Genomic DNA, 25,456 nt, shown 5'->3' on the forward strand with positions numbered 1-25,456 from the left:
ATTCAGCCAACGTCGGCCGACTGTCAGATACGGTCCGGCTCGCCGGTGGCTTCAGCGATGTTGTTGTGGTTGACCCGCACGTCGTCCGCAGCGCCGGTCAGCGCGTCGCGCAGCGTGTCCAGGTTGGTGCGGTATTCCTCCCACGCACCGCGGAAGTCGTCGGAGTAGCGGCCGGTCCAGACCGCGTTCGCCACACCGTTGTCAACCTCGGTCTTGATCGTCTGAGCGGACTCGGAGTTCCTGGTGAACGTCCCGTGGAGTTCCCGGAGAGTCCCAAGTTCTGCACCTACACCCATGGTTCTTTACTCCCTCGTGAATGACTAGGCCCCACCACGTCGGGTGTGGCACGACACTGGAAATTCTACCGGCCGTCGCGCATTTTGCAACTGCAGGAGCGGCCTTTTTCCAATTTCTCTCGAGATGATTTCGGTAATGGAACGGAGCTATTGGCCCGAGGGCGTCGGGTAGCCCTCGACGGCAATTATCGTTCCCTTTCAAAGAAACTATCCCGAGACGTTTCCGGGTACCTCCTTCGACAATACAAGGTGCCCACGACTAAGCGAGATCGCGATGTCTCCCTCCGCCGCCCGGCACCAGCTCCTCGAGCAGCGCGGCCGTCTCCGGCGCGAGCTCGATGCCGCCGATGCCGAGGAGGGTCTCGCTCATCTCGCCCTCCACCGCCATGACGCCGCCTCGCCCGTCGACGGCGTGCTGGGCGAGGATCAGGTCGCGCCAGAGCAGCTGCTCCGCCGGCCTGACCCGCAGCCCGGCCCGGGCCGCGGCTGCCGCCGTGGCCGGGTCGCCGCCGTCGCGGGTGATGACGGACAACCGGTGCGCGGCGTCGACCAGCAGGTCAGACGCCACGCGTTCGACGCGGGCCCGGGCGATCCAGGCGTAGCGACCCTGCGGCCGCTCGCTGAGCACCGGGCCGCGGGCCACCCGCAGCGCCCGGCGCAGCAGGTCGGCCTCCTCGGACGGGCGCCGCACCTGCCGCGCCTGGCTGAGCAGCGCGCACACGACGTCCCAGTCCAGGACGACGGCGTCGCTCAGCTTCAGCCGGCCGTCCTCGGTCATGAGCAGGTACGGCGAGCCGGCGCGGTCGACGCCGAGCCACTCGCGCACCCGGGCGAAGGTCGACTCGCGCACCGCCGCGGTGACGCCGCGCGGCCACACGGCCGCCGCCAGCACCGTCGGGTGCACCCCCTCGCGGTGCAGCGCCAGGTGCACGACGATCTCGGTGGCCAGCGCGCGGCGCTCCGCCTCGATCTCGGTGCGGGCCTGCACCACCACCGGGCCCAGGATGTACACCCGGACCGGCGCCGTGGCCAGCTCTGCCTCCGTGACCAGCGTGCGCACCTGCGGCACCTCTGGCCGGATCTCCGGCAGCCAGGCCTCGTTGAAGTTCGGGCCGGCGGGGTCGGGGTCGTGGCTGCGGTCGGGGTCGACCAGCCCGACCAGCGCCTCGATGCTGCGCCATGACAGCTGGTTGGCCCGCACGGACAGCCCCAAGGCCGGCAGCTCCAGGGTGCCGGCGGCGTCGACGTGGATGCGCCAGCGCGCGCCCGGCACGTCGCCGGCGCAGACCACGCCGAGCGGCGACCGGCCGGCGGCGTTCGTCAGCGCGACCAGCTGCTCGGCCAGCTCGCCGGTGGGCGGCGTGCCGAGCACGAGGTACTCCGGCATCCAGGTGCCGGCGCCGCCCGGGCGGACCCGGCCGGTGAGCACATCGGCGCCGAGCCGGTCGGCGCGGCGGGCGGCCAGCTCCGGCAGCAGCGGCTCGACGCCGTCGACCAGCCGCAGCCGGCCAGGATCGAAGACGCTCAGCGCATCGGGCAGGCCATCGGCGGTGACCCGCAGGTGGTCGGACCACTGGTTGGTGGCCAGCTCGACCGCCAGCGCGGTGACCACCTCGAAGGTGGCCTCGGGGTCGCCGTCGATGCAGATGGGGCCGCCGGCCGCCTCGAGGTCGACGAGGACGTCGCGGTCGCCGCTGCGGCCCAACGAGACCAGCCCGGGGAACGGCGCCAGCACCCGGCCCCGCAGCTCCGGGTCGACGGCGACGTCGGAGCGGGCCAGGATCCAGCGGCGGCCTTCGTCGAGCACCGACCACGGCTCCGGCGCGTCGGCCCGGGCGGGCGCCAGCAGCAGCTCGACCGAGGTGCTGTCGACCACCGCGGCGTAGACCGGGGGCAGCGGCCGGCCGGCCTCCTGGCACGCCACGGCCAGGTGCCGCAGCGCGTAGTCGAGCCAGCGGGCGCGGTCGGGGTCGGCGCCGATGCGCAGCGCCACCTCGGCCTCGACCTCGTCGCCGCCCGGCTCCGGCGTGCGCCGCCGCCGGCGGACCAGCTCCAGCGCGGCCAGCACGCCCGCCGCCAGCAGCCCGGCGTCGATGAGCCCGGCGTGCGGGTTGGTGTTGACCGTCTCGGCCTCGCCGGTGGCGACGAAGTCGGCGAACAGGCCGGCCCCGGCCTCGCCGATGCCCTCCTGCTGGCCGCCGCCCTCGTCGGGCGCGACCGGCGGGGTGGCCGGCGGCGCGGGCGGGGTCTCCGGCACCGGCGTCTCCGCCGTGACGACGTCCACGCCGACGGCGTCGGCCGGTACGATGAGCAGCCAGTTCGGGTAGATCAGCCGGGCCAGCGACAGCTCGTGCCCGTCGGGCTGGGTGCGGCCGCGGTTGAGCTCGAAGATCTCCTGGTAGCGCCGGCCGTCGCCCAGCGTGCGCTCGGCGATGTCCCAGAGGTTGTCGTGGTAGCGGCCGTCCGGCGGCTGCACGATGTAGACCTTCTGGCCGACCAGCTCGGCGCCCTCCTCGGGGTCGAGCACCATGTCGCCCAGGCGGTACTCCACCTCCTCGGTTACGGGTGCCGCGGCCGGCGGCGTCTCCTGCTGCACGGTGACCTCGGCCTGGCCGTCGTAGGCCTCTGCGGTGACGCTGGTGCCGACCGGCGGGGCCTCCGGCGCCGCGGCCGGCGAGGCGGCCGCGGCCTGGCCGACGGCCGCGGTGGCCACCAGCACCGACGCGACCAGCGCGCGGGCGAACCGCTGGGTCGGCCCGGACAGCGGCACCCGGCTGGGCAGTCCGACGCCACGCACGGCGCTGCGCAGCTCGATCAGCACGCAGACGGTGAACTGCAGCCAGGCCAGCCACACCACCCACAGCAGCACGCCGACCAGCTGCTCGGCGCCGATGGTGGCGGTGAGGTCGTCGCGGGTCGGCAGCGACGTCGGGATAGGCGGCGGGCCGCCCAGGATCAGCAGCAGCACCGGCAGACCGATGACCAGCAGCGCGAGCGCGAACCCGGCCGCGATGGCCTGCGGCAAGCTGCGCTTGGCCTCCGGCACGCCGCGGCGCTGGAACCGCTGCGGCCCGGTCTCGCGCAGCGACGCGGTCGCCGTCACCGACGCCTCGATCGGCGACACCGGCCGGGCTGTGCGCTCGGTGCGGGTCTGCGGCCGCTGCGCCGCACTGTCATTCTGGCGCGTCTGCGCGGCCCTGCGCGTGCGGCGACCTGTGCCCGGTCCCCTCGTTTCGCTCATGGCAATTCCCCCGTGATGCCGACCGCCGGCCGTGAGGTGGCCTGGCCCTCGATGGCGAAGTCGTCGATGAAGATCAGCTGCAGCAGCGACGTGTTCACGGTGTCCTCGGCGTGCACGAACACCTCGTCGCCGTTCACCTGCACGGTCACCCGGCCGGCGTCGTAGCCGCGTGCGGTCATGTAGTCGACCGCGGCCTGCCGCGCCTCGGACTCCAGCAGGACCACCTGGCCCGTCTCGCGCAGCGCCTCGATGTCGATCTGGTTGGCGGCCGAGCGGGCCGCCTGTTCGGCGTCGTCGAAAAGGCGCTGCCGCGCGTTGATGGCGAACCCTCCGTCGATGACCAGTCCGGCCAGCATGAACAACATGACGATCAGCGTGACGACCATCGCGCTGATGGCGCCCCGCTCGGACCGGGCCGCGCGCCTCACAGCGTCCCCCGCAGCTCGTCGATGGGCGCGAAGCTCTCGCCCGCGAGCGTGGCGCTGCCCGGGAAGCCGGCGAACCCGAGCTCGCCGAAGCTGACCTGGCAGCTGACCCGGACGCTGATCATCTCGCCCGGCGCGAACGTGCCGCCGAGCTGGATCGGCGCGCAGGTGACGCCGTCGGGCCGGGTGCTGTCGACGATGGCCTGCGCGGCCTGCCGCGCCGACGCGACGTCACGCTGCAGCGACGCCGACCGCACGGCGTCGCGCGCCATCGCCTCGACGTCGCCGCGGCGGTCGACGTACCGGCCGAGCCCGACGATCAGCATCATGACCGCGATGAGGACAGGGGCGAGGATCACGACCTCGATGGCCATGGATCCCTCCTCTCTCCTCGCCGCGCGCGCGGCCCGCAGTCTCGTGATCACAGGTCCGGGACGAACTGCTCGATGGGGCCCTCGATGGTCTGCGAGACCTCGGGAGCCAGGTTGTTGATGATCTCCGTGGACCGGCCGCGGACGGTGACGCGGACGTTGTCGCCCACCTGGATCGCCTCGATGCTGGTGATGACCAGGTGGCCGTTCCCGACGGCGTCGGCGTACTCGCGGCCACGGGTCTCCGCCGCCGCCAGCGCCGCCGGCGTGCCGCCGCCGATCCGCGCCGTCCGGGCCGCCTCGCGGGCGGCCGCCGCGGCGATCTGGTTGCCGTGCCAGGTCAGCGAGAACTGCACGATGATGAAGATGATCAAGAACATGATCGGGGTGTACATCGCGAGCTCGATCGCGCTCGCGCCCCGCTCTGGTCTCGACCGCAGCCGTGCGATCCGCGCCTGGACGACGTTCATCGGTCCGTCAGAGCCCCCCGCCGGGAGCGTCCGGGATGTCGATGGACTCGGCCTCGTCGGTGACCAGGCGGTAGATCACCACGCCGACCGCCGCGGCGAGCGCCACGAGGATCGCCGTGATGATGACGAACTCGATGGCCGACGCGCCGCGCTCGGGCGCGCGGCGGGCCCGCTCGGTGTGCACCTGCAGGCTCAACAGCAGCCAGCCCAGCGGGCCGGCTGGCGAGAGGTTCAGCTTCATGGGGGTGTCTCCTGGTCGTGTTTGGTTCGGGCCGTGATTCTGGGGGATCAACTCTGCTCCAGCACCCCCATCAGCGCGGGGTAGACGAGGAAGAGCAGGAAGCCGCAGCACAGCACCAGCTGGGCGACCAGCATGGACTGCGAGCGCTGCCCGGCCTTCCCCTCGATCTCGGCAAGTTCGCGACGGCGCAACGAGCTGGCCCGCGCGGCCAGCGACTCGCGCACCTTGGCGCCGTCCTCGGCCACCAGCGCCAGCGCCGCGGCGAGATCGCGCAGTTCGTCGACGCCGACCTCGTCGCCCAGTTCGCCCAGCGCAGCCCATGGCGTGACGCCGTGCAGCCGGGCGGTCAGGAGGGTATCGCGGATGCGCACCATGGCCCAGCCGTCGCTGAGCGAGGACGCCGCCTGCAACGCCTCGGGGACGCCGCGGCCGCCGGCGAGGTTCATGGCGACGAGGTCGAGGAACGAGCCGACTACGTGGCGGAAGTCGCGGCGGCGGTCGGCCGCGCTGGACCGCGCCGACAGCGTGGGGATGAGGCCGAAGACCAGCGCGAGCACGATCCCGATCACCGTGCCCGCCGGGATGCTCAGGCCGATGTTCGCGACCGAGAGGATCGCGGCCAGCACCACGGGCATCAGGAAGCCCAGCAGCGCGGCCAGCACCGAGGTCGCCAGGTGCCCTTCCACGGACCGGCCGAGCAGCGAGAGGTCGCGGCGCAGCGAGCCCAGGTTGATCCCGACGCCTTCGAGCGTGCCACGCAGCCGGCCGCCGAGCTTGCGCATCGCGGCCGACTCGCCGGCGCCGCTGGTGACCGCGGCGGCGGTGAGGCGGTCGCGCCGGGCCCGGCTGCGCTCGGCGTCGAGGCGGGCCAGCGCCGCGGCCGGGTTGACCCGCGGCACCGAGAGCACGTAGCCGAGCAGCAACGCGCCTGCACCGGCGATGGCGCCCGCGACCAGGATCAGCGTCATGCCCGCACCTCCCCGGGCTCGGCGGTGACCAGGAAGCGGCCCGGCGTCTCGAACTTGGCCAGCCGGCGCATCCACAGGAAGCCGATGGCGAAGATGGCGATGACGACGCCCAGCACGAGCTGCCCGGCCGGCGAGTTGTACGGCTCGACGAAGTCGCGGTTGATGATCGACAGGCCGACCATGAAGAACAGGCTGACCCCGACGACGATCTGCACCGAGCGGCGGGTGCTGGCCCGGCCGGCCATGACCCGCTGGCGCATGTCGAGCTCGGCGCGGGCGGAGTCGGCCAGCGACGAGAGCACCTGCCGCAGGCCGGGGCCGCGCAACCGGGCGTTGAGGATGAGCGCGGACACGACGAGGTCGGCGCTGGCGTCGTCGAGGTCGTCGGCGAACCGCTCCAGCGCCTCGGGCATCGGCATGCGGATGCGCAGCCGGTCGGCCAGCAGCCGCAGCTGCGGCTGGATGGACGGCGAGGCGGCGTACACGGTGGCCGGGATGGCCTGCTCGAGGCCGACGGCGCCGGCGATGGTGTCGCGCAGCGACTCCGTCCACGACGCCAGGCCCTCCAGGCGGGCGATGGACGTCCGCTCCTCCTTCGCCCCGCCGAACAGCGCCGGCCAGAACGCGACCAGCAGGCCGGCGCCGATGGCCGCGACCGGCCACTGGGTGAGCGCCAGCGCCGCGACGCCGGCGATGATGCCATACACCGTCTGCCGCCCCAGCCGCTCGACCACCGAGCGGGACGAGCCCGGCGTCGGCGGCTTCGGCTCGCTGCCGCGGATCGCGAGGATCAGCAGCAGCACCGAGGCGCCGATGGCGGCCCCGAGCAGGGTGATGAGCAGGATGGTCGGGCTCACGCGATCACCTGGCTCGCTGTGGCGTCGTAGCCCACCGCGATGAGGTCGTCGATGCAGGCGATGGGCGCGGCTGGCACGGCGACGCCGTCGGGGCCCGCGGCGAAGATCTCGCTGGACAGCACCCGGCCGTCGACGCCGTTGATCTCGCGGATGCTGGAGACGAACCGGCGCAGCCGGCCGCCCTCGGCGAACTCGTTGCGCTTCTCGACGAACACCACGAAGTCGATGGCGCCGGCGATGAGCATCATCGTCGCCTCGACCGGCAGCCGCTCGACCGATTGGATGGCGTACGTCGAGATGCGGTTGAACACCTCGATAGAGCTGTTGGCGTGAATGGTCGACAGCGAGCCGTCGTTCCCCTGGCTCATCGCGTTGAGCATGGTGACGATCTCGTCGCCGAGCACCTCGCCCACGATGACCCGGCTGGGGTTCATGCGCAGGCTGCGGCGGACCAGCTCGGCCATGGTGATGGCGCCCTGGCCCTCGGAGTTGGGCAGCCGCTCCTCGAACGCGACGACGTTCGGGTGCAGGTCGGCGAACTCGCCCAGGCCCAGCTCGAGCGCCCGTTCGACGGTGATGAGCCGCTCGGACGGCGGGATCTCGTTGGCCAGCGCGCGCAGCATGGTGGTCTTGCCGGCGTTGGTGGCCCCGGCGATCATGATGTTCTTGCGCGCCGCGACGGCGGCGGACAGGAACGCGGCCAGCTCCTCCGTCACCGAGCCGTAGCCGACGAGGTCGTCCAGGTGCACCCGCGACAGCCGGGCGCGCCGGATCGAGATGGCCGGCCGAGCACAGACGCCCATGACGGCCGAGAGGCGGCTGCCGTCGGGCAGCCGCAGGTCCAGCTGCGGGTTCGCGGAGTCGAACGGGCGGCTGGTGAGGCCGGAGTAGGCGCCCAGGATCTGCACCAGCTCGACCAGCTCGTCGTCGCTCTCGGCGACCGGTGCGCCGACCACCTCGCGGCCGTCGGCGTACTGGATGAAGACCTGGTCGCAGCCGTTGATGTCGATGTTCTCGACATCGAGGTCGTCGAGCAGCGGCTGCAGCCGGCCGACGCCGAACAACGCGGCGTGGATGCCGGAGGAGATCTCCTCCTCTTCCTCCGCCGACGGCGGCGTGCGCCCGGCCGCGATCTCGGTCCGGGCGTGCGCGTCGAGGACCCGGCTGATGACCGCGCGGGCGAACTGCCGCTCGTCCTCGCCGGACATCGGCGGGATGCCGTTGGCGGCGTCGTCGCGGCGCTGCCGGGCGAGCGTGTCGGCGACCTCCTCGCGGAGGGTGCGGACGAGGTTCTGGTCCACCGTGGTCAGCTCCTGCTCGGGATGCGCGTGTGCGCCTGGGCCAGCGTGCGCACGGAGTCGCTGAGCTCGCGCGCCGAACGCACGAGCAGCGAGCGGTCGATGCGGCGGCTCCACCGCCCGGCCAGGGCACCGGCGGCCTTGGGGTCGTCGGCGATGCGGCCCAGCACGGTGACCTGGTGGCCGTCGTGCTGGAGCAGCCGGTCGAGGTCGCGCGGGCCCGCGGTGTCGCGGCTGTCGGTGACCAGCACGATGCCGACCGGGATGCTGCCGGCCTTGCCGATCTGCAGCGGCTCGGCCAGCCAGCGCAGCCGCTCGCGCAGGTGCGCGTAGTACTCGATGCCCGGCCGGACCACGAAGACGACGGCGTCGGCGGCGTTCATGACCGGCAGCAGTGGGGTGCCGGGGACGATGCGGCCGCAGTCGACCAGCGCGTCGACCGGCAGGGTCTTGAGCATGGTGGCCATCGCCGGCCACACCGAGCCGATACCGGTGAGCTGCTCGGGCCGGACGACGCCGGCCAGCAGGTCGAGCCCCCCGTCGGCGGTCTGCAGGTGCTCGGCCATGTTGGCCTCGGCGACGCCCCGGCGCGCGGCGGCGGCCAGCGACAGCAGTCCGCGCTCGGGATCGAGCGGCTCGCCCTCGGCGTCGCGGTGGCGCAGAGCGAGGTCGCCACCGGCCGGATCGAAGTCGGCGACCACGACGTCGGACGGCCAGATGGCCCCGAGGGCGTTGACCGTGGTGGTCACGCCCGGGGAGCCCTTGGCGGACGCGAACGCGATGAGCACCGGGTCATTCCTCCCCGGACTCGAACGGGACGCCCCGCTCGACCAGCGTGACGACGAGCTGGCTGGTGGCCGCGAGGCCGCCGACGGTGGCGGCGTCGCCGCGGTCGACCAGCAGCGTGACCAGTGAGCCGGTGCCGCCGGCCTGGTCGGCCCCCTCGGCCGCCGTGGCCGAGGCGACCCGCGCGCCCTCGACGACCGTCTCGCCCTCGCCGGTGACGATCGAGACGAGGTCGACGATGTCGCCGGCCTGCAGGCCGCCGGCCGGCAGGAAGCCCTGGCCGAGGAACGCGCCGACGGCCACCTGTCCCTCGCCCAGCGGCGGCTGGTCGGTCAGCATCTGAGTGTCGAGCAACTGGCCCGGCTGGAGGTTCACACGGGCGTTGAACGTGAGGGCCTGCTCCAGGTCGGACTCCGGGATGAGTTCGGTGCCTTCCGCCGCTACCTGTGTGGTGCTCAGTTTGGCCTCGGTGATCCGCTCCCCCGCGGCGATCGGCTCGGTCACGACCAGGACCGGCGTGCGCTCGTCGACCCGCATGGCCAGCAACGCGGCGACCGCGGCGCCGCCCACGATGAGCAGCACCGCGAGCGCGGCCAGAGCTGGACGGCGCTGGCGCGGCGGCGACGGCAGCCGCGCGCTCTCGACACGGACCCGTTGGTTGCTGCGGATGCCGCGCTGTTCCCGCGCGCGCTGGCGCTCGTTGGCCGCGTCAGTCGTCTGAGTTGTCCCCGCCATGAGGTGCCTCTACCGCTCCTGCCTCGTCGCCCCCGTCGCTGCCCTCCCGAACCGGCCGGGACGGCCGGGCGCAGCCGGGGGGACTCGGATCGGAGCACCGGCCCGAGGCGACCGGTTCGGACGCCGCGTCGCCGGACGCTTCGACGTGCAAACAACCCCGCTGCCCCCTGGACGTTCGGGGGAACCTTACCTTGGATGCCTGACCGTGGTCATGCCCCTTGCCGGATGCGCATCCAGCACCGTGGACGCTACCGGCGGCCGCTTTCACGACGCTTTCATCGTGCCGCCGCGCACCTGAGGATGGCGGTGGCGGTGTCATTGGCTACTGTCGGGGACATTGCCGATCCACACGACCGCACAGGAGCACCCGTGTCCGAGCGCACGCTCGTCCTGATCAAGCCCGACGCCGTCCGCCGCGGCCTGGTCGGGGAGATTCTGGCCCGCTACGAACGCAAGGGCCTGACCATCGTCGCCATGGACCAGCGCACCATCGACCCCACGCTGTCGGACGCGCACTACGCCGAGCACGTCGACAAGCCGTTTTACCCCGCGCTGCGCGAGTTCGTCACCGGCGGCCCGCTGGTCGCGCTGGTGCTCGACGGCGACCAGGCCATCGACGTCGTGCGGGCGATGAACGGCGCCACCGACGGCCGCAAGGCCGCACCGGGTACCATCCGCGGCGACTTCGCGCTGTCCAACTCCGAGAACCTCGTGCACGCCTCTGACTCGCCCGAAGCCGCGAAGCGCGAGCTCGACCTCTGGTTCCCCGGCCTCTGAGCCCGAAATGAACTCGTAGACACGATCCGTGGGTCGGTCACGTCGGGTTCGCCGGGGGTGCGGCGTCGGCCGGCGCTGGGTGTCCACGTAGTGAGATTTCACCGTGATTCGCGAGCCACCACCAGGTTTTCTGGTGCTCCACCACGCCTGCAATCGTGTCGAGGCTCAGGTAATCCTGGTGATGTACGCGATCGTTGATGATCAACGCTGTCCACAGGCACCGACGGCACACCGAACCACGCCGGCGCACATCGAGGTGTGCCCAGACTCGCCCCGTCCCCCTGATAGCTGCCCGTTCTTAGGCACGGCAGCCGTGGGTCAAGTCCAAGCCCCCGACCACAGCGAAGCGCGACCACAGAGGCGCGGACTTGAGGCACGGGTGCGCGGCTAAGAGAATGGGCAGCAGGGGGACGGCGACGGTACGAACCCGACCAACGGCACACCCGGCGAACGCCACTCAGCCGCCGTCCTGCTCCGCTTCGCGGGCCGCCTTCTCGCGCTCGACCTGCGGGCCGATGCGCAGCAGCACGAACCACAGCACCGCGAAGATCCCGCCCAGGATCAGCATCTCCGGCACGACGAAGCCGGCGGCCACCGAGCCCACCTGGGCCGCCGTCCCGAGCACGTACCCCGGCCGCCCGCGACGCACCGTCGCCGCGCCGAGCACGCACAGCAGCGCGATCCCGCCGCCGGCCAGCCAGGCCGCGCCGCGGCCGACGTCGGCGATGTTGATGGCGACCGGGACCGCCAGCAGCACGACGATCATCTGGATCGACAGGATGGTGGCGGCGATCCGGTTCACGAGTCCGCCCCGAACGCCACCCGCGCGTCGCCCGCCGTCACGACGGAGCCGGTGACCACGACGCCGTAACCGCCGAGCGACTCCTCGCGCTCGGCCAGCCGCAGACCGGCGTCGATCGCCTCGGGCAGCGGCACCGCCTGGTGGACGCGGTCCTGGCCGAACACGTCGACGGCGATGTTGGCCAGCTGGTCGACCGGCATGGTGCGCGGCGAGGAGTTCTCCGTGACGACGACGGCCTCGACCACGGGCTCCAGCTCGGTGAGGATGCCCTCGACGTCCTTGTCGGCCATGGCGGCGACGACGGCGACCAGCGCGGTGCCGGCGAACTCCTCGGTGAGTGCCGCCGCGAGCGCCGCGGCGCCCGCCGGGTTGTGCGCGGCGTCGGCCAGGACGACCGGGCCGCGGCGCAGCGCCTCCAGCCGGCCGGGCGAGGTGACGCGCGCGAACGCGGCCCGGACGAGGTCGGCGTCGAGCGGCTCGCGTCCGCCGCCGACGAACGCCTCGACCGCTGCCAGCGCGGCCGCCGCGTTGTGCGCCTGGTACTCGCCGTGCAGCGGCAGGAAGATCTCGTCGTACGGGCCGGTGAGCCCCTGCAGGCCGATGAGCTGACCGCCGACGGCCATCTCGCGGCTGCGCAGGCCGAACTCCAGGCCCTGCCGGGCGACCGTCGCGCCGGTCTCGGCGACGCGCGCCAGCAGGATCTGCGCCGCGGCAGCGGTCTGCGGGCCGAGGATCGCGTACCCGCCGGGCTTGATGATGCCGGCCTTCTCGGTGGCGATCTCCTCGATGGTGTCGCCGAGGTACTCGACGTGGTCGATGGCGATCGGGGTGACGACCGCGACCCGGCCGTCGGCGACGTTGGTGGCGTCCCACGCGCCGCCCATGCCGACCTCGACGACGGCGGCCTCGACCGGGGTGTCGGCGAACACGGCGTAGGCCAGCGCCGTCAGCACCTCGAAGTAGCCCAGCGCGACGTCGTGCTTGGAGTCGACGAGGTCGAGGTAGGGCTTGACCTCGGCGTACGTGGCGGCGAACCGCTGCGGCGCGATCGGCTCGCCGTCGACCACGACGCGCTCGGTGACCGACTGCAGGTGCGGGCTGGTGTACCTGCCGGTGCGCAGGTTCAGTTCTCGCAGCAGGGCGTCGGCCATGCGCGCCGTCGACGTCTTGCCGTTGGTGCCGCCGATATGCAGGACGGGATACGCCCGCTGCGGGTTGCCGAGCAGGTCGACGAGGTCACGGATGCGCTCCAGCGACGGCTCGACCCGCGACTCCGGACGCCGGGCCAGCAGCTCGGCCTCGATGCCGCCCAGGACGTCGTCGCTCACGGCGTGCCCTGCGGCAGGCCGGCCAGCTGGGCCTCGAGCCGGGCGATCTCGGCCTCGGCTGCGCTGCGCCGGCCGCGGACCTTCTCGACCTCGGACTCCGGCGCCTTGGCGAGGAACTGCTCGTTGCCCAGCTTGCGGAGCGCCTGCTCCAGCGCCTTCCGCTCGTTCGCGAGGTCCTTGCTCAGGCGCTTGCGCTCGGCCTCGACGTCGACGGCGCCCGAGAGGTCCAGCTCGACGGTGACGGCGCCGACGACGACCTGCGCGGTGGCGGTGAACTCGTCGGACGGCTCGGTCAGCCGGGTCAACGACCGGAACGCGGCCTGGTGCTGGGCCAACACGAACCTGCCGGACGCCGCCGCGCTGACCCGGGCCGGCACTTTCTGGCCGGGTTTGAGTCCCTGGTCACTGCGGAACCGGCGGACCTCGGTGACCAGCCGCTGCAGCTCGGCGACGGTGGCCTCGGCGGCGGCGTCGCGCCGGGACGCGTCAGGCGCCGGCCACTCGGCGACCACCAGCGACTCCGCGCCGGTGAGCGTCGTCCACAGCGCCTCGGTGACGAACGGCGTCACCGGGTGCAGCACGCGCAGCAGGCGGTCGAGGACGTGGCCGAGCACCAGCTGGGTCCGGTCGGCGACGTCGCCACCCGCGGCCAGCTGCGTCTTGGCCAGCTCGACGTACCAGTCGCAGAACTCGTCCCACGCGAAGTGGTAGAGCGAGTCACTGGCCTTCGCGAACTGGTAGTCCTCGAAGAGCGCGTCGACCTCGGCGAGGACGGCGTTCAGCCGCGACAGGATCCATCGGTCGACGGCGGTCAGCTCCTCCGACGGCGGCAGCTCACCCACGCGGGCGCCGCTGATCAGCGCGAACCGCGTGGCGTTCCACAGCTTGTTGCAGAAGTTGCGCGACGCCTGGACCCAGTCTTCACCGATCGGGACGTCGGCGCCGGGGTTCGCGCCGCGGGCCAGGGTGAAGCGCAGCGCGTCGGAGCCGTAGGCGTCCATCCAGTCCAGCGGGTCGACGGCGTTGCCGAACGACTTGGACATCTTCTTGCCGCGCTCGTCGCGGACCATGCCGTGCAGGGCGATGGTGTGAAAGGGAATCGCCTTCTCGGGCTCGGCGTCGGCGTGCGCGTAGAGCCCGAACATCATCATCCGGGCCACCCAGAAGAACAGGATGTCGTAGCCGGTGACCAGCACCTGGTTCGGGTAGAACTTCTCCAGCGCCGGGGTCTCGTCGGGCCAGCCGAGCGTCGAGAACGGCCACAGCGCCGACGAGAACCAGGTGTCGAGCACGTCCTCGTCCTGCACCCAGCCCTCGCCGGTCGGCTCCGGGTCGTCCGGGCCGACGCAGACGACCTCGCCGTCGGGCCCGTACCAGACCGGGATGCGGTGCCCCCACCACAGCTGCCGCGAGATGCACCAGTCGTGCATGTCGTCGACCCAGCCGAACCAGCGCGACTCCATTGACTTCGGGTGGATGGCCACCCGGCCGTCGCGGACGGCGTCGCCGGCGGCCTTGGCGAGCGGGCCGACGCGGACCCACCACTGCAGCGACAGCCGCGGCTCGACGACGGTCTTGCACCGCGAGCAGTGGCCGACGGCGTGCAGGTACGGCCGCTTCTCGGAGACGATGCGGCCCTCCTCTCGCAGCGCCGCGACGACGGCCGGCCGGGCCTCGAAGCGGTCCAGCCCCTGGAACGGGCCGTGCGCGGTGATGACGCCCTGCTCGTCCATGATGGTGAGCATCGGGAGGTCGTGCCGGCGGCCGATCTCGAAGTCGTTGGGGTCGTGCGCCGGGGTCACCTTGACCATGCCGGTGCCGAACGACGGGTCGACGTGCGCGTCGCCGACGATCGGGATGCGCCGGCCGGTCAGCGGCAGCTCGATCTCGGTGCCGATGAGGTGCCTGTACCGGTCGTCGTCGGGGTGCACGGCCACGGCGGTGTCGCCGAGCATGGTCTCGGCCCGGGTGGTGGCCACGACGACGTCGTCGCTGTAGCGGATCGAGATCAGCTCGCCCTCGTCGTCGCTGTGCTCCACCTCGATGTCGGACAGCGCGGTGTGGCAACGGACGCACCAGTTGATGATCCGCTCGGCGCGGTAGATGAGCTCGTCGTCGTAGAGCCGCTTGAAGATGGTCTGGACGGCGCGCGACAAGCCCTCGTCCATGGTGAACCGCTCGCGGCTCCAGGCGACGCCGTCGCCGAGCCGGCGCATCTGCGCGAGGATCTTGCCGCCGGACTCGGCCTTCCACTCCCAGACCTTCTCGACGAACGCCTCGCGCCCTAGATCATGGCGGGAGTGTCCGGTCTTGGCCAGCTCGCGCTCGACGACGTTCTGGGTGGCGATGCCAGCGTGGTCCATGCCGGGCATCCACAGCGCCTCGTAGCCCTGCATGCGCCGCCGCCGGACCAGCGCGTCGATGAGCGTGTGCTCGAACGCGTGGCCCAGGTGCAGCGAGCCGGTGACGTTGGGCGGCGGGATGACGATGCAGTACGGAGGCTTGTCGCTCTTCTCGTCGGCCTCGAAATAGCCGCGGTCGACCCAGCCCTGGTAGAGGGGCGCCTCTACCGCCGCCGGGTCGTAGACGGACGGCAGGGTGGGCTCGGGGCGAGTCGACTGGGTCACGCCGCGGAATTCTACTGCGCACGCGCCCTCGATACCGTACGACCATGGCCTACGTGATCTACGGCGCCGGTGCCATCGGCGGCGTCCTCGGCGCACGCCTGCACACGGCCGGTTGCGACGTCCGGCTCATCGCCCGCGGCACGCACCTGTCCGCCGTCCGGTCCGGCGGGTTGCGGGTCGAGTCGCCGGAGGGCACGACGACGGTGCCGGTGGCGGCGTACGAGTCGCCGGCGGAGGCCGGCGTGGAGCCCGGCGACGTCGTGATCCTCACCATGAAGAGCCAGGACACCTCGGCCGCGCTCGGGGCGCTGCGCGCGGTCGCCGAGCCGTCGACGCCGGTCGTGTGCGCCCAGAACGGCGTGGCGAACGAGCGGCTGGCGCTGCGGCTGTTCTCGCACGTATATGGCGTCCACGTGATGTTCCCGGCGGCACACGTCGAGCCGGGCGTCGTCCAGGCGCGGTCGGCGCCGGTGCCGGGGATCCTCGACCTCGGCCGCTACCCCGCGGGCGTCGACGATGTCGCGCGGTCGGTGGCGGCGGCGTTCACCAAGGCCGGCTTCGTCTCCGAACCGCGCGAGGACATCATGCGGTGGAAGTACCGCAAGCTCGTGATGAACCTCGGCAACGCGGTGACGGCGCTGTGCGGGGTCGACGACGCCGACGCCGAGGAAGTGATGGCGCTGCTGCGGGCCGAGGCCGAGGCGGTGCTGGCGGCGGCCGCCATCGACGTCATCGACGAGGAGACCGACCGAGCCCGGCGCGGGGACATCCTGCGGATGCCGCCGTTCGGGGGCCAGGCACCCGGCGGCGGATCGTCGGTGCAGAGCCTGCTGCGCGGCACCGGGTCGATCGAGGCCGACTACCTCAACGGCGAGATCGTGCTGCTGGCTCGGTTGCACGGCGTGCCGGCGCCGGCGAACGAGCTGGTCCGGCAGCTGGCGGTCGTCGCCGCCCGGGAACGGGTCGCGCCGGGGTCGGTACCCGCGAGCGAGCTGCTGGCGCGGCTGCGGGCCTGATCAGCCGACCGTCAGGACGATCTTGCCGCGTACGTGGCCGGTCTCGCTGAGCGTCTGGGCGGCCGCCACCTGCTCCAGCGGGAACGTCGCGGCGACGGGCAGCTCGACGGCGCCCTTCTCGATCAGCGGCAAGACCGCCTCGAACACCTGCGGTAGCGGCAGGTCCGCGCTCCAGCTGGCCCGCACGCCGTACTGCGACGCGGACCCGTCGGCGATGGTGACGACCCGCTCCGGGCCGCCGGCCAGCTCGATCGAGACGGGCAGCACGCCCCGCCCGGACGCGTCCAGCACGGCGTCGACGCCGCCGGACGCGATCGCGCGTACGCGCGCGGCCAGCCCGTCGCCGTACAGCACCGGCTCGATCCCGAGCGACGCCAGGAACTCGTGGTTCGCCGTGCCCGCGGTGCCGACGACCCTGGCGCCGCGGACCAGCGCCAGCTGGCTCGCCACCAGCCCGACGGCGCCGGCGGCGGCATGCACGAGCAGGGTGTCGCCGGCCCGGACGTCGAGCAACCGGATCGCCCGGTACGCCGCCTCGCAGGCCACAGGCAGGGCGGCGGCCTGCTCGAACGAGAGCGACTCGGGCTTGGCCACCAGCGCGTCGACCGGCACGACGACGTGGGTGGCGGCCGACCCGTGCGCCTGCCCGAACACGGCGTCGCCCGGCGCCCACGCCGCGACGTCCGGGCCGAGCGCATCGACGGTCCCGGCGCACTCCAGGCCGACACGCGCGGGCGCCCGCGGCGCGTCGTCGCTCGAGTGGAGGCCACGCCGCGCCCTGCTGTCGTACGGGTTGACCCCGGCGGCACGCACCGCGACCCGCACCTGACCCCGTCCGGGCTCGGGCACCTCGACGGCGTCGACGGAGAGCACACTCGGGTCGCCGTACCGGGCGTACCGGACGGCGAGGGCGGTGGTCACCAGCTCACGTCCACGGGCATCCCCTCGGTGTACCCCGAGGCGCTCTGCACACCGACGACGGCGCGCTCGCGGAACTCCTCGATCGTCCCCGCGCCGACGTAGGTGAAGGCGCTGCGCACCCCGGCGACGATGGTGTCGACGAGGTCCTCGACGCTGGGCCGCGACGGCTCCAGGTACATGCGCGCCTGCGAGACGCCCTCCTCGAAGATGCCCTTGCGGGCCCGTTCGAACGCGGAGTCCTCGGCGGTGCGCAGCCGGACCGCGCGGGCCGACGCCATGCCGAAGCTCTCCTTGTACATCCGCCCCTCGCCGTCACGGAGCACGTCGCCGGGCGACTCGTAGGTGCCGGCGAACCAGGAGCCGATCATCACGTTGTCCGCGCCCGCCGCCAGCGCCAGCGCGACGTCGCGCGGGTGCCGCACGCCGCCGTCGGCCCAGACGTGGACGCCCAGCTCGCGGGCGCGCCGGGCGCACTCGAGGACGGAGGAGAACTGCGGCCGGCCGACGCCGGTCATCATGCGGGTGGTGCACATGGCGCCCGGCCCGACGCCGACCTTGACGATGTCGGCGCCGGCCGCGACGAGGTCGCTGACCCCCTCGGCGGTCACGACGTTGCCGGCGACGAGCGGCACCTGCGGGTCCAGCGACCGGACCCGCCTGAGGACGTCGAGCATGCGCTCCTGGTGGCCGTGCGCGGTGTCGACCACCAGCACGTCGGTGCCGGCGGCCAGCAGCGCCTTCGCCTTGCCCTCGACGTCGCCGTTGATGCCGACCGCCGTGCCGATGCGCAGCCGGCCGGCGTCGTCGAGCGCCGGCGGGTACAAGGTCGCACGCAGCGCCCGCTCGCGGGTCAGGATGCCGACGATGCGGCCGTCGGGTCCGACCACCGGGGCGAGCCGGTGCCGTCCGTCGTGCAGCTGGTTGAAGGCGTCCTCGGGCGCGACGCCGTCGGGCAGTGTCAGCAGCTCGCGCGACATCACCGAGTGCAGCTGGGTGAAGCGGTCGACGCCCTGGCAGTCGGCCTCGGTGACCACGCCCGCGGCGCGGCCGTCGTCGACGACGATGACGGCGCCGTGGCCGCGCTTGGGCAGCAGGTTGTACGCCTCGCCGACGGTGCCGTCGGGCGGCATGGTGAGAGGGGTGTCGTAGACGGTGTGCCGGCGCTTCACCCATGCGATGACGCCGGCGACGACGTCGGGTGGGATGTCCTGCGGGATGACGGCGAGGCCGCCGCAGCGGGCCAGCGTCTCGGCCATCCGGCGCCCGGACACCGCTGTCATGTTCGCGGCGACCAGCGGGATCGTGGTCCCGGTGCCGTCGGCGGTGGTGAGGTCGACGTCGAGCCTCGAACCGACCTGAGACCGGTTCGGCACGAGGAACACGTCGCTGTAGGTGAGGTCCGGGTCGGGGACCCGGTCGTGCAGGAACCGCATGTCGCCTCCCCCGGCTGGCAGAGCTCCAGCCTACCCAGCGGATGAGTGAGGGATCTGTGCTGCCCGAGCTACCCCATCACCAGGATTACCCGACCCTCAACACGATTGCAGGCATAGTGACGCTCCAGAAAACCCCATGATGGCCCCCGAAACGCCGTTGAAATCTCACCACGTGGACACCGGCGAACGGTGCCCTCACCCATCGCGAGAGCGGCGCCCTACTCAGCGCCGCCCCGCGAGCCGTCGACCAGGACGGGCGGCTCGGCGAGGGTGGCGTGCAGCGGGTCGGCGGGGACGATCCACGGCGAGCCCGGCGCGCCGTCCGGATCGGCCCGCCAGCGGTGCGCCACGCGTTCGACCGCCACCGGGTACATCGTCAGCGACCCGTCGCGGCCGATGTGGAAGCGGAGGAAGCTCTTGTGGTCCTCGATGCCCAGGCCCGCGTACAGCTCGTTGACGTTGACATCGACGTACCGTGCGACCAGCAGGTACACGCACACCATCCAGCTGTCGAGCAGCCCGATGACCGGCCCGTAGACGACGAAGGCCAGTAGCGTCGCCCACGGGTTCGGCAGCTCCGACAGCGGCAGCGCCGACCACACCGCCGCTCCCCCGGCAGCCAGCGCCACGTGTGGCACCGCATGTGCCACCGCCGCGATCATGTGCTTGCGGGTGCGCACCCCGAGGACCAGCGTGAACACGGCCGTCCCTGCGAGCACCGCGGCCACGCCCGTCACCGTCGCGGGAGTGATCCAATCGTCGTGCGAGGTGACGAAGGCCAGCATGAGCAGCGTCTGCACGAGGCCGAGCAGCCCGACGAAGCCGGCGTTGAGCCGGGGCAGCCGGGCGAACACCTGCCAGCCGAGCCGCCGCGACGCACCCTGCGACGGGTACGCCGCGGCCAGCTCGTAGCGCTGCGGAGTGCTGTGCCTCCGGGCGATCGTCTCCTCCGGCGGCACGGCGACGGCGTCGGGCAGATGGTCGGTGCCGACGAGGTAGGCGCCGCCTCCGCCGCAGGTCACCAGCTGGCGGCCGCGTCCGTCCGGGCCCGTACCGGCGTACCGTGCGTAGTGGTGCATGTCGCCGGCCAGCAGCAGCGGGATCCGGGCGCCGGTCGGCTCGATGACGGTCCGGATGAAGTAGTCGACGCTGTCGTAGGCGTCGGGCCGCTCGTGCGTCTTCGCCCACGACGGCTGGGCCGGCACCAGGACGATGCGGTCCTCGGGCGTCAGCCGCTCGGCGACGCGGCGGAAGTAGTCCAGCTGCGGCTCGTCGATGTACGACGACAGCTGGATGTCGACGGCCAGCAGCCACCAGCGGTGCGGCAGCTGCAGCGCGAAGTAGCTGCGCGCCTGGCGCGTGCGCCAGCCGCCGATGGTGTCGCCCTGCGCGAACAGCCGCAGGAACGCCGTCAGCCCGTCGTACCAGTCGTGGTTGCCGGGCAGCGCGTAGAGCGACGGGGTGTCGACGGCGAGGTCGGGCAGCGCGGCGCGGAAAGGGCCCTTCCACCGGTTCTCGTAGGCCGGGCTGGACGCCGTCGGGTACACCTGGTCGCCACCCAGCACCAACAGCGACCCGCGCGGCAGCAGCCGGCCGTCCTCGAGCATCAGCTCCGGCCGGGCCAGCAGCGACGCGACCGAGAAGGTGGCGTCGAAGCCGTCGCCGACGTCGGCGGTGTAGTCGAACCACAGCTCGTCGGCGGCGGAGTGGTCGAAGGCGCGATCCGGCAGCGCCGCCTGCAGCTCGCGCTTGTCGAGGTAGCCGCCGAACAGGTACGCGAGCAGGACGCGGACGGCGGTGCCGGCGAGCAGGCCGGGGTTGAGCCAGGCCACTGGCCGCTGCCGCACGAACCCGGTCTCCGCCGGGCTGAGGTCGCGCGGACGGGGCGCGGGTTCAGGCATGGTTGGTCACCCTACGAGCCCGCCGGGTGCTGATCAACCATCGCGCGCAGCCGCAGTTCGAGCATGGCAGCGAACCGCGCGTCGGGGTCGGCGAGGTCCAGGCCGCCGATCTCGCCGACCCGCCGCAGCCGGTACCGGAACGTGTTGACGTGCACGTGCGTGGCCGCCGCGGCCGCCGTCACGTCGCCGAACGCGTCCAGCCAGGCGCGCAGTGTCGCGACCATCTGCGACCGGTGCCGCCGGTCGTAGGCCGCCAGCCGCGCGACCGGCCCCGACGGCACCCGCCGCTCGGCCGCCATGGCGCTGCCCAGCTCGAGCAGGAACGCGGAGATCTGCACGTCGGTGAGCCGGGCGACCCGCGACCCCGCCCGCCGGGTACGCAGAACCCGGACCGCGCGGTCGGCGTCGGCGCGCGACTGCGGCAGCTCGGCCGGCCCGGCCGCGACGCCGCCGATGCCGACGACGACGTGACTGCGGGCGCCTATTCGGCTCAGGAACTCCTCGGCGACGGCGACCGCCCGCAGGTCCGCGCCGTCGCCGTCGCCGGCCAGCGGGATGACGCCGTAGACGACGCCGCCGACGGGCGCGACCGCGGACCGCGGGTGGACGGCGGCCAGGTGCAGCGCGAACGCGCCGGCGACCCGCTGCAGGTCGGCCTCGGCGCTGGACGGCTCGGTCTCCTCGCCGGGCACGGCCAGCGCGAGCACGCAGGCCGGCCCGCCGGCCAGGCCCAGCCGGCTGGCCGCGTCGCCCGCCGCCGGGCCGCCCTCGAGCACCGTCGCGACCAGCTCCGCACGCAGCCGCCGCCCGACGTCGGCGCCGGCGCGGTGCCGCAGCATGTGCAACGCCACCAGCTTGGCGGCATCGACGAACGCCTGCTCGCGCTCGGCGCTCAGCGGCTCCTTCACCGCCGCCCACATCGAGCCGAGGATCTCGTCGCCGGCGCGGACCCGGATCGCCACCCGCGGCAGCTCCGCGCCGTCGATCTCCGGCAGGAACACCGGACGGTCGGACGAGTACAGCGCGCGGAAGGCCCCCTGTTGCTCCAGCTGGCGCAGGTACCGCTCGGGCACCTGGCGGCCGAGGACGGTCTCCTTGCGCGACTCGTCGGCGCGCTCCTGGTCGGCGGAGAACGCCAGCACCCGCGAGTTGAGGTCCTCGATCGTCAGCGGCGCGTCCAGTAGCGCCGACACCGCCCCGGCCAGCGCGAACAGGTCGCCCGCCCCGGCGCCGGCCAGCGTCTGGTCGTCGACCCCGCCGAGGTCGTCCAGCGCCAGCAAGCTCCGCAGCAGCGCCGCCACCTGGGCCCACGAGGCGCCGCGGGTCAGGCCGAACAGCACCAGCCCCTCCTCGGTGACCGCCTGCCGCACGTCGGCGTCGATGTCGACCGGGACCCGCAGCACCAGCCCGACCGCGCCCTCGGCGGCGACCGCGCGCACGACGTCGGCGATCTCGGCCGACGCCGCCAGCCCGACCCCCAGCACCAGCGCGTCGTCCGGCATGGCCGGCGGGTCGAGCGGGTCGTGGATGACCACCCCGCCGACCGACCGGCCCGGGTCCACGCGCCCGGCCACGACCTCGAGCAGCGTCGACCCGAGGTCGTCGAGGACACGGCCGAGCGTGGCCCTCGGTCGCAGGGTCATGCGCAACACCTCTGAACCCAAGCACCTGGACGACGGGCAGGAGTTCGTCGAACTCTACAATCCGCGCCGACCCGTTGGTGTGCCCAGACGAATGCCCGGGTCGTCAGCCGGCCGGGAGCCAGGTGGTCGACGTCGTGAGGGACACCAGCACGTCCGGCAGCGGCTCGACGCCGAGGCCCGCGCCGGTGGGTACGGCCACGTGGCCGTCCTCCAGGACGAACGGCGACGTCACGTCCTGGGCGAAGTAGCGGTCCGACGCCGACGTGTCGCCAGGCAGGGTGAACCCGGGCAACGCGGCCAGCGCGACGTTGGCCGCCCGGCCCAGCCCGGTCTCGAGCATCCCGCCGCACCAGACGGCGGCGCCGTGGGCCTGCGCGAGGTCGTGGATGCGCCGCGCCTCCAGGTAGCCGCCGACCCGGCCCGGCTTGACGTTGATGATGCGGCAGGCGCCCAGGAGCAGCGCGTCGGCGGCGTCCTTGGCCGACTCGATCGACTCGTCCAGGCAGATCGGCGTCCGGAGCAGCCGCGCCAGTTCGGCGTGCTGGCGCAGGTCGTCCTCGGCCAGCGGCTGCTCGATCAGTAGCAGGTCGAAGTCGTCCAGCGCGGCCAGGACACGCGCGTCGGCCAGCGTGTAGGCCGCGTTGGCGTCCACCTGCAGCAGCACCTCGGACCCGAACCGCTCCCGCACCGCCCGCACCGGCTCGACGTCCCAGCCGGGCTCGATCTTCAGCTTGATCCGCAGGTAGCCCTGGTCGAGGTAGCCGGCGACGGCATCGATCAAAGCCGGAATCGAGTCCATGATCCCGACGGAGACACCGGCGGGAACGCGGTCGCGCACGGCGCCGAGGTACGACCCGAACGACTCGTCGCGCGCCCGCAGCCAGGCGTCCAGCACGGCCGTCTCCAGCGCGGCCTTGGCCATCCGGTGCCCGCGCACCGGCTCCAGCAGCCGCGCGACGTCCAGCGGCCCGACCTCGCCGGCGGCCAGCAGGCGCGGTGCCAGGAACCGGGCGATGACGTCGGCCGCGCCGTCGGCGTACTCCGGCGAGTACAGCGGCTCGCTCATCGCGACGCACTCGCCCCAGCCGTCGCCGTCGGGGGTGGCGGCGCGAACCAGCAGCACGTCGCGCTCGGTCTCGACGCCGAACGACGTGCGGAACGGCGCCACCAGCGGCATCGCGATGCGGCGCAGCTCGAACCCGGTGATCTTCACGCGTCCGTCCTCTCCACCACGTACGTCCCGGACCGAGTGAACCCGGCCACCCGCGCCCCCTCGCCCAGCACGCCGCCGAGCACATCGCGCATCGCCGCGCGCCAGTGCCGGGCCGTCACCGGGTCCGTGCCGCGCAGCGCCTCGATGTCCGGCGGCGTCGCGACCAGCAGCCGCGGCGCCCGCGCCCACGCCGACCGCGGTGCCACCATCGGCCGCCCGGACGCCGACTCCGTCAGCGCCGCGACCGCGTCGGGCGGCACCACGGCACCGGTCCCGCCGCCGGCCGCGCAGGCCGCCACCACCTCCGGCGCGTCCAGCTGCCAGCGCACCAGCAGCCGGTCGCTGCCCTGGCCGCCGTTGATCGCGTCGTCCATGTCGCCGTAGAAGTCGACCAGGTAGTCGCTCGTCCGCGCCTGCAGCTTGGCCAGGTTGAAGTAGGCGTTGCGGCGGACCAGCGGGTCGAACGTCCAGGTGATCTCGCTGAGCCCGCGCTCGAGCGCCCACTCGCGCTGGTGCGCCTTGAGCGCGAACCCGACGTGCCGGCCGCGAGCGGCGGACGAGACGCCGGCGACGTGCGAGTGCAGCGACCGGCCCGGCGGCGCGGCGAAGAACCCGACGCAGGCACCGATCAGATCGTCGCCGTCGTAGGCACCGGCGACGTAGTTGCCGGCGTGCGCCAGCGCCCGCAGGTGCTCGACGGTGACCGGCGGGTTGGACCGGTCCGGCCGCCAGATGCTGTCGAACAGCGCATAGACCTCTTCGAGGTCGCCGAGCGCGGACAGCTCGCGGATGGTCAGTCGGGCGACGGTGGCGGGCTGAGCAGCCATGTCGTCGATGATCCTCCGCTCCGGGGCGCCGGTCATGGTCGTCCGGCCCGATCCACTGCCGCCGGGTTCGTGCGGGCCGACGAGCCCGGCCAGGAGCCGCCGCGGACCGCGTCGACCAGCCCGGCGAGCAGCGCGGCCCGCCGCGGCAGCTCGTCGACGACGACGTACTCGCCCGGCGCGTGCGCCCCGGCCCCGACAGCGCCCAGCCCGTCCAGCGTGGGGGTGCCGTCGCCGGCGACGATGTTCCCGTCCGACGCGCCGCCCACGTGTGCCGAGGCCAGCGGCCCCAGACCCAGCCCATCGGCCACCTCCCTGGCCAGCGCGAACAGCGACGCCGACGACGACGGCTCGAACGGCGGGTGCCGCGGCCCGGGCACCACCTCGACGCGGGCGCCGTCCAGCATCGGACGCAACGCGGCCAAGCCGTCGTCGACGCGCAACGCCTCCTCCGCGGTCGGCATCCGCGCGTCCACGTGGACCGACGCCATCGCCGGGACGGTGTTCGCGGTGGTGCCCGCGGCGCTGAGGGTGGGTGTGACGGTGGCGCCGTGCGGCCCGCGGTCCAGCGCGGCGATCGCCTGGATCTGGTGCGCCAGCTCGACCGCCGCGTTCACGCCGGCCCAGGGCTCCAGCCCGGCGTGCGCCGCCCGGCCGGTCACCCGCACCTCGTACCAGGCGACACCCTTGCGCGCGGTCTTCAGCGCACCGGCGTCGGCGGAGGCCTCCAGCACGAACGCCGCGTCCGCCCGGGCCGCCTCCTCGTGCAGCAGCGGCCGCGACGTCAGCGCGCCCAGCTCCTCGTCGCCGGTGACCAGCACGGTGATCCCGTCCAGCGACGACAGCCCGGCCAGCGCGTGGAACAGCTGCACCAGCCCGCCCTTCATGTCGAAGCAGCCCGGCCCGTACACCCGTCCGTCCTCGACCCGCCACGGGTGGGCCACCAGCGAGCCGACCGGCCAGACGGTGTCGTGGTGGCCGAGCAGCAGCACCCCGGGCGGCCCGAAGCGCCAGCGCAGGTGCGTCCGTCCCTCGACGACGATCCGCTCCGGCGCCAGGCCGGTCAGCCGCTCGCCCAACTCGGCGACGACGTCCGCCGACGCCGCGACCGCCGCGAGATCGGCCGACGGCGACTCGCACTCCACCAGCGTGCGCAGGTCGGCGGTCATCGCCGCGACGGTGCTCACTGTGACATCAGCCGGTCGGCCCACGCGGCGACACCTCCTTCGCACCACTCGGCAATCGGTCTGGACCGACAACTCGGCGGGACCTCCGGCCCCGCG

At 73.2% G+C, this 25,456-nt stretch carries 23 protein-coding genes; 2 read left to right on the forward strand and 21 right to left on the reverse strand.

All coding sequences use genetic code 11. The features are described 5' to 3' along the window. Nucleotides 1-23 precede the first annotated feature (23 nt). From E1262_RS32070 to E1262_RS13100, 11 genes are all read right to left on the reverse strand, one after another. Nucleotides 24-194: a WXG100 family type VII secretion target gene (locus E1262_RS32070; RefSeq protein ID WP_420810522.1), complete on the reverse strand. Its 171-nt coding sequence runs from the start codon at nt 192-194 to the stop codon at nt 24-26. 361 nt (nt 195-555) lie between these two features. After that, nucleotides 556-3,537: an AfsR/SARP family transcriptional regulator gene (locus E1262_RS13055; protein ID WP_132103575.1), complete on the reverse strand. Its 2,982-nt coding sequence runs from the start codon at nt 3,535-3,537 to the stop codon at nt 556-558. Then, nucleotides 3,534-3,965 (reverse strand): TadE/TadG family type IV pilus assembly protein, encoded by a 432-nt coding sequence (locus tag E1262_RS13060; RefSeq protein WP_203453825.1) that lies wholly within the window; start codon nt 3,963-3,965, stop codon nt 3,534-3,536. Before E1262_RS13060 ends, E1262_RS13055 begins: the two co-directional genes overlap by 4 nt. Then, nucleotides 3,962-4,336 (reverse strand): TadE family protein, encoded by a 375-nt coding sequence (locus E1262_RS13065; RefSeq protein ID WP_132103576.1) that lies wholly within the window; start codon nt 4,334-4,336, stop codon nt 3,962-3,964. The genes E1262_RS13060 and E1262_RS13065 overlap by 4 nt, the downstream gene beginning before the upstream one ends. Before the next feature lie 47 nt (nt 4,337-4,383). Beyond that, complete coding sequence (locus E1262_RS13070; RefSeq protein ID WP_132103577.1) at nt 4,384-4,803, reverse strand: TadE/TadG family type IV pilus assembly protein; 420 nt, start codon at nt 4,801-4,803, stop codon at nt 4,384-4,386. A gap of 7 nt (nt 4,804-4,810) precedes the next feature. Next, a complete protein-coding gene (locus E1262_RS13075; RefSeq protein WP_203453826.1) occupies nt 4,811-5,044 on the reverse strand; it encodes a hypothetical protein in 234 nt (77 codons plus the stop codon). A 47-nt stretch (nt 5,045-5,091) separates the two neighbouring features. Next, nucleotides 5,092-6,012 carry a type II secretion system F family protein gene (locus E1262_RS13080; protein ID WP_132103578.1) on the reverse strand — a complete coding sequence of 307 codons (921 nt, stop codon included), beginning with the start codon at nt 6,010-6,012 and terminating at the stop codon, nt 5,092-5,094. Next, nucleotides 6,009-6,869 (reverse strand): type II secretion system F family protein, encoded by an 861-nt coding sequence (locus E1262_RS13085; RefSeq protein WP_132103579.1) that lies wholly within the window; start codon nt 6,867-6,869, stop codon nt 6,009-6,011. Before E1262_RS13085 ends, E1262_RS13080 begins: the two co-directional genes overlap by 4 nt. Further along, the gene (locus E1262_RS13090) at nt 6,866-8,170 is read right to left on the reverse strand and encodes a TadA family conjugal transfer-associated ATPase (RefSeq protein WP_132103580.1); all 1,305 of its coding nucleotides are present in this window, start codon (nt 8,168-8,170) and stop codon (nt 6,866-6,868) included. Before E1262_RS13090 ends, E1262_RS13085 begins: the two co-directional genes overlap by 4 nt. Nucleotides 8,171-8,175: 5 nt before the next feature. Beyond that, a complete protein-coding gene (locus E1262_RS13095; RefSeq protein ID WP_132103581.1) occupies nt 8,176-8,955 on the reverse strand; it encodes a CpaE/TadZ family protein in 780 nt (259 codons plus the stop codon). A gap of 4 nt (nt 8,956-8,959) precedes the next feature. Beyond that, complete coding sequence (locus E1262_RS13100) at nt 8,960-9,688, reverse strand: SAF domain-containing protein (protein WP_132103582.1); 729 nt, start codon at nt 9,686-9,688, stop codon at nt 8,960-8,962. A gap of 369 nt (nt 9,689-10,057) precedes the next feature. Between E1262_RS13100 and ndk the strand changes: the two genes are divergently transcribed. Further along, the gene (gene ndk, locus E1262_RS13105) at nt 10,058-10,465 is read left to right on the forward strand and encodes a nucleoside-diphosphate kinase (RefSeq protein WP_119662497.1); all 408 of its coding nucleotides are present in this window, start codon (nt 10,058-10,060) and stop codon (nt 10,463-10,465) included. 457 nt (nt 10,466-10,922) lie between these two features. On the opposite strand, the gene E1262_RS13110 is transcribed toward ndk, so the two are convergent. The 3 genes from E1262_RS13110 to E1262_RS13120 are packed head-to-tail and all read right to left on the reverse strand — an operon-like array spanning nt 10,923 to nt 15,222. After that, nucleotides 10,923-11,267: a DUF4233 domain-containing protein gene (locus E1262_RS13110; RefSeq protein WP_132103584.1), complete on the reverse strand. Its 345-nt coding sequence runs from the start codon at nt 11,265-11,267 to the stop codon at nt 10,923-10,925. Further along, complete coding sequence (locus E1262_RS13115; RefSeq protein ID WP_132103585.1) at nt 11,264-12,595, reverse strand: bifunctional folylpolyglutamate synthase/dihydrofolate synthase; 1,332 nt, start codon at nt 12,593-12,595, stop codon at nt 11,264-11,266. The genes E1262_RS13110 and E1262_RS13115 overlap by 4 nt, the downstream gene beginning before the upstream one ends. Continuing rightward, nucleotides 12,592-15,222, reverse strand: coding sequence for a valine--tRNA ligase (locus E1262_RS13120; RefSeq protein ID WP_132103586.1), 2,631 nt, complete (start codon nt 15,220-15,222; stop codon nt 12,592-12,594). The genes E1262_RS13115 and E1262_RS13120 overlap by 4 nt, the downstream gene beginning before the upstream one ends. A gap of 44 nt (nt 15,223-15,266) precedes the next feature. Between E1262_RS13120 and E1262_RS13125 the strand changes: the two genes are divergently transcribed. Continuing rightward, nucleotides 15,267-16,238, forward strand: coding sequence for a ketopantoate reductase family protein (locus tag E1262_RS13125; RefSeq protein WP_132103587.1), 972 nt, complete (start codon nt 15,267-15,269; stop codon nt 16,236-16,238). Here E1262_RS13125 and E1262_RS13130 read toward each other — a convergent pair whose 3' ends face one another. The 7 genes from E1262_RS13130 to E1262_RS13160 all read right to left on the reverse strand — a co-directional run bounded on the left by E1262_RS13130 (nt 16,239) and on the right by E1262_RS13160 (nt 25,342). Further along, nucleotides 16,239-17,162 carry an NADP-dependent oxidoreductase gene (locus tag E1262_RS13130; protein ID WP_420810524.1) on the reverse strand — a complete coding sequence of 308 codons (924 nt, stop codon included), beginning with the start codon at nt 17,160-17,162 and terminating at the stop codon, nt 16,239-16,241. Beyond that, nucleotides 17,156-18,592 carry a GuaB1 family IMP dehydrogenase-related protein gene (locus tag E1262_RS13135; RefSeq protein ID WP_132103589.1) on the reverse strand — a complete coding sequence of 479 codons (1,437 nt, stop codon included), beginning with the start codon at nt 18,590-18,592 and terminating at the stop codon, nt 17,156-17,158. The genes E1262_RS13130 and E1262_RS13135 overlap by 7 nt, the downstream gene beginning before the upstream one ends. Nucleotides 18,593-18,810: 218 nt before the next feature. Next, nucleotides 18,811-20,493 carry a metallophosphoesterase gene (locus E1262_RS13140; RefSeq protein ID WP_132103590.1) on the reverse strand — a complete coding sequence of 561 codons (1,683 nt, stop codon included), beginning with the start codon at nt 20,491-20,493 and terminating at the stop codon, nt 18,811-18,813. Between the two features lie 11 nt (nt 20,494-20,504). Then, nucleotides 20,505-22,136, reverse strand: coding sequence for a PucR family transcriptional regulator (locus E1262_RS13145; protein ID WP_132103591.1), 1,632 nt, complete (start codon nt 22,134-22,136; stop codon nt 20,505-20,507). A 103-nt stretch (nt 22,137-22,239) separates the two neighbouring features. Then, nucleotides 22,240-23,349, reverse strand: a complete 1,110-nt coding sequence (menC, locus tag E1262_RS13150) for an o-succinylbenzoate synthase (RefSeq protein ID WP_203453827.1) — start codon at nt 23,347-23,349, stop codon at nt 22,240-22,242. Beyond that, the gene (locus tag E1262_RS13155) at nt 23,346-24,176 is read right to left on the reverse strand and encodes a GNAT family N-acetyltransferase (RefSeq protein ID WP_203453828.1); all 831 of its coding nucleotides are present in this window, start codon (nt 24,174-24,176) and stop codon (nt 23,346-23,348) included. The genes menC and E1262_RS13155 overlap by 4 nt, the downstream gene beginning before the upstream one ends. 32 nt (nt 24,177-24,208) lie before the next feature. Then, the gene (locus tag E1262_RS13160; RefSeq protein ID WP_132103593.1) at nt 24,209-25,342 is read right to left on the reverse strand and encodes a M20 family metallopeptidase; all 1,134 of its coding nucleotides are present in this window, start codon (nt 25,340-25,342) and stop codon (nt 24,209-24,211) included. Between the last annotated feature and the right edge of the window lie 114 nt (nt 25,343-25,456).

This window comes from Jiangella aurantiaca (assembly GCF_004349105.1).
Lineage (GTDB): Bacteria > Actinomycetota > Actinomycetes > Jiangellales > Jiangellaceae > Jiangella > Jiangella aurantiaca.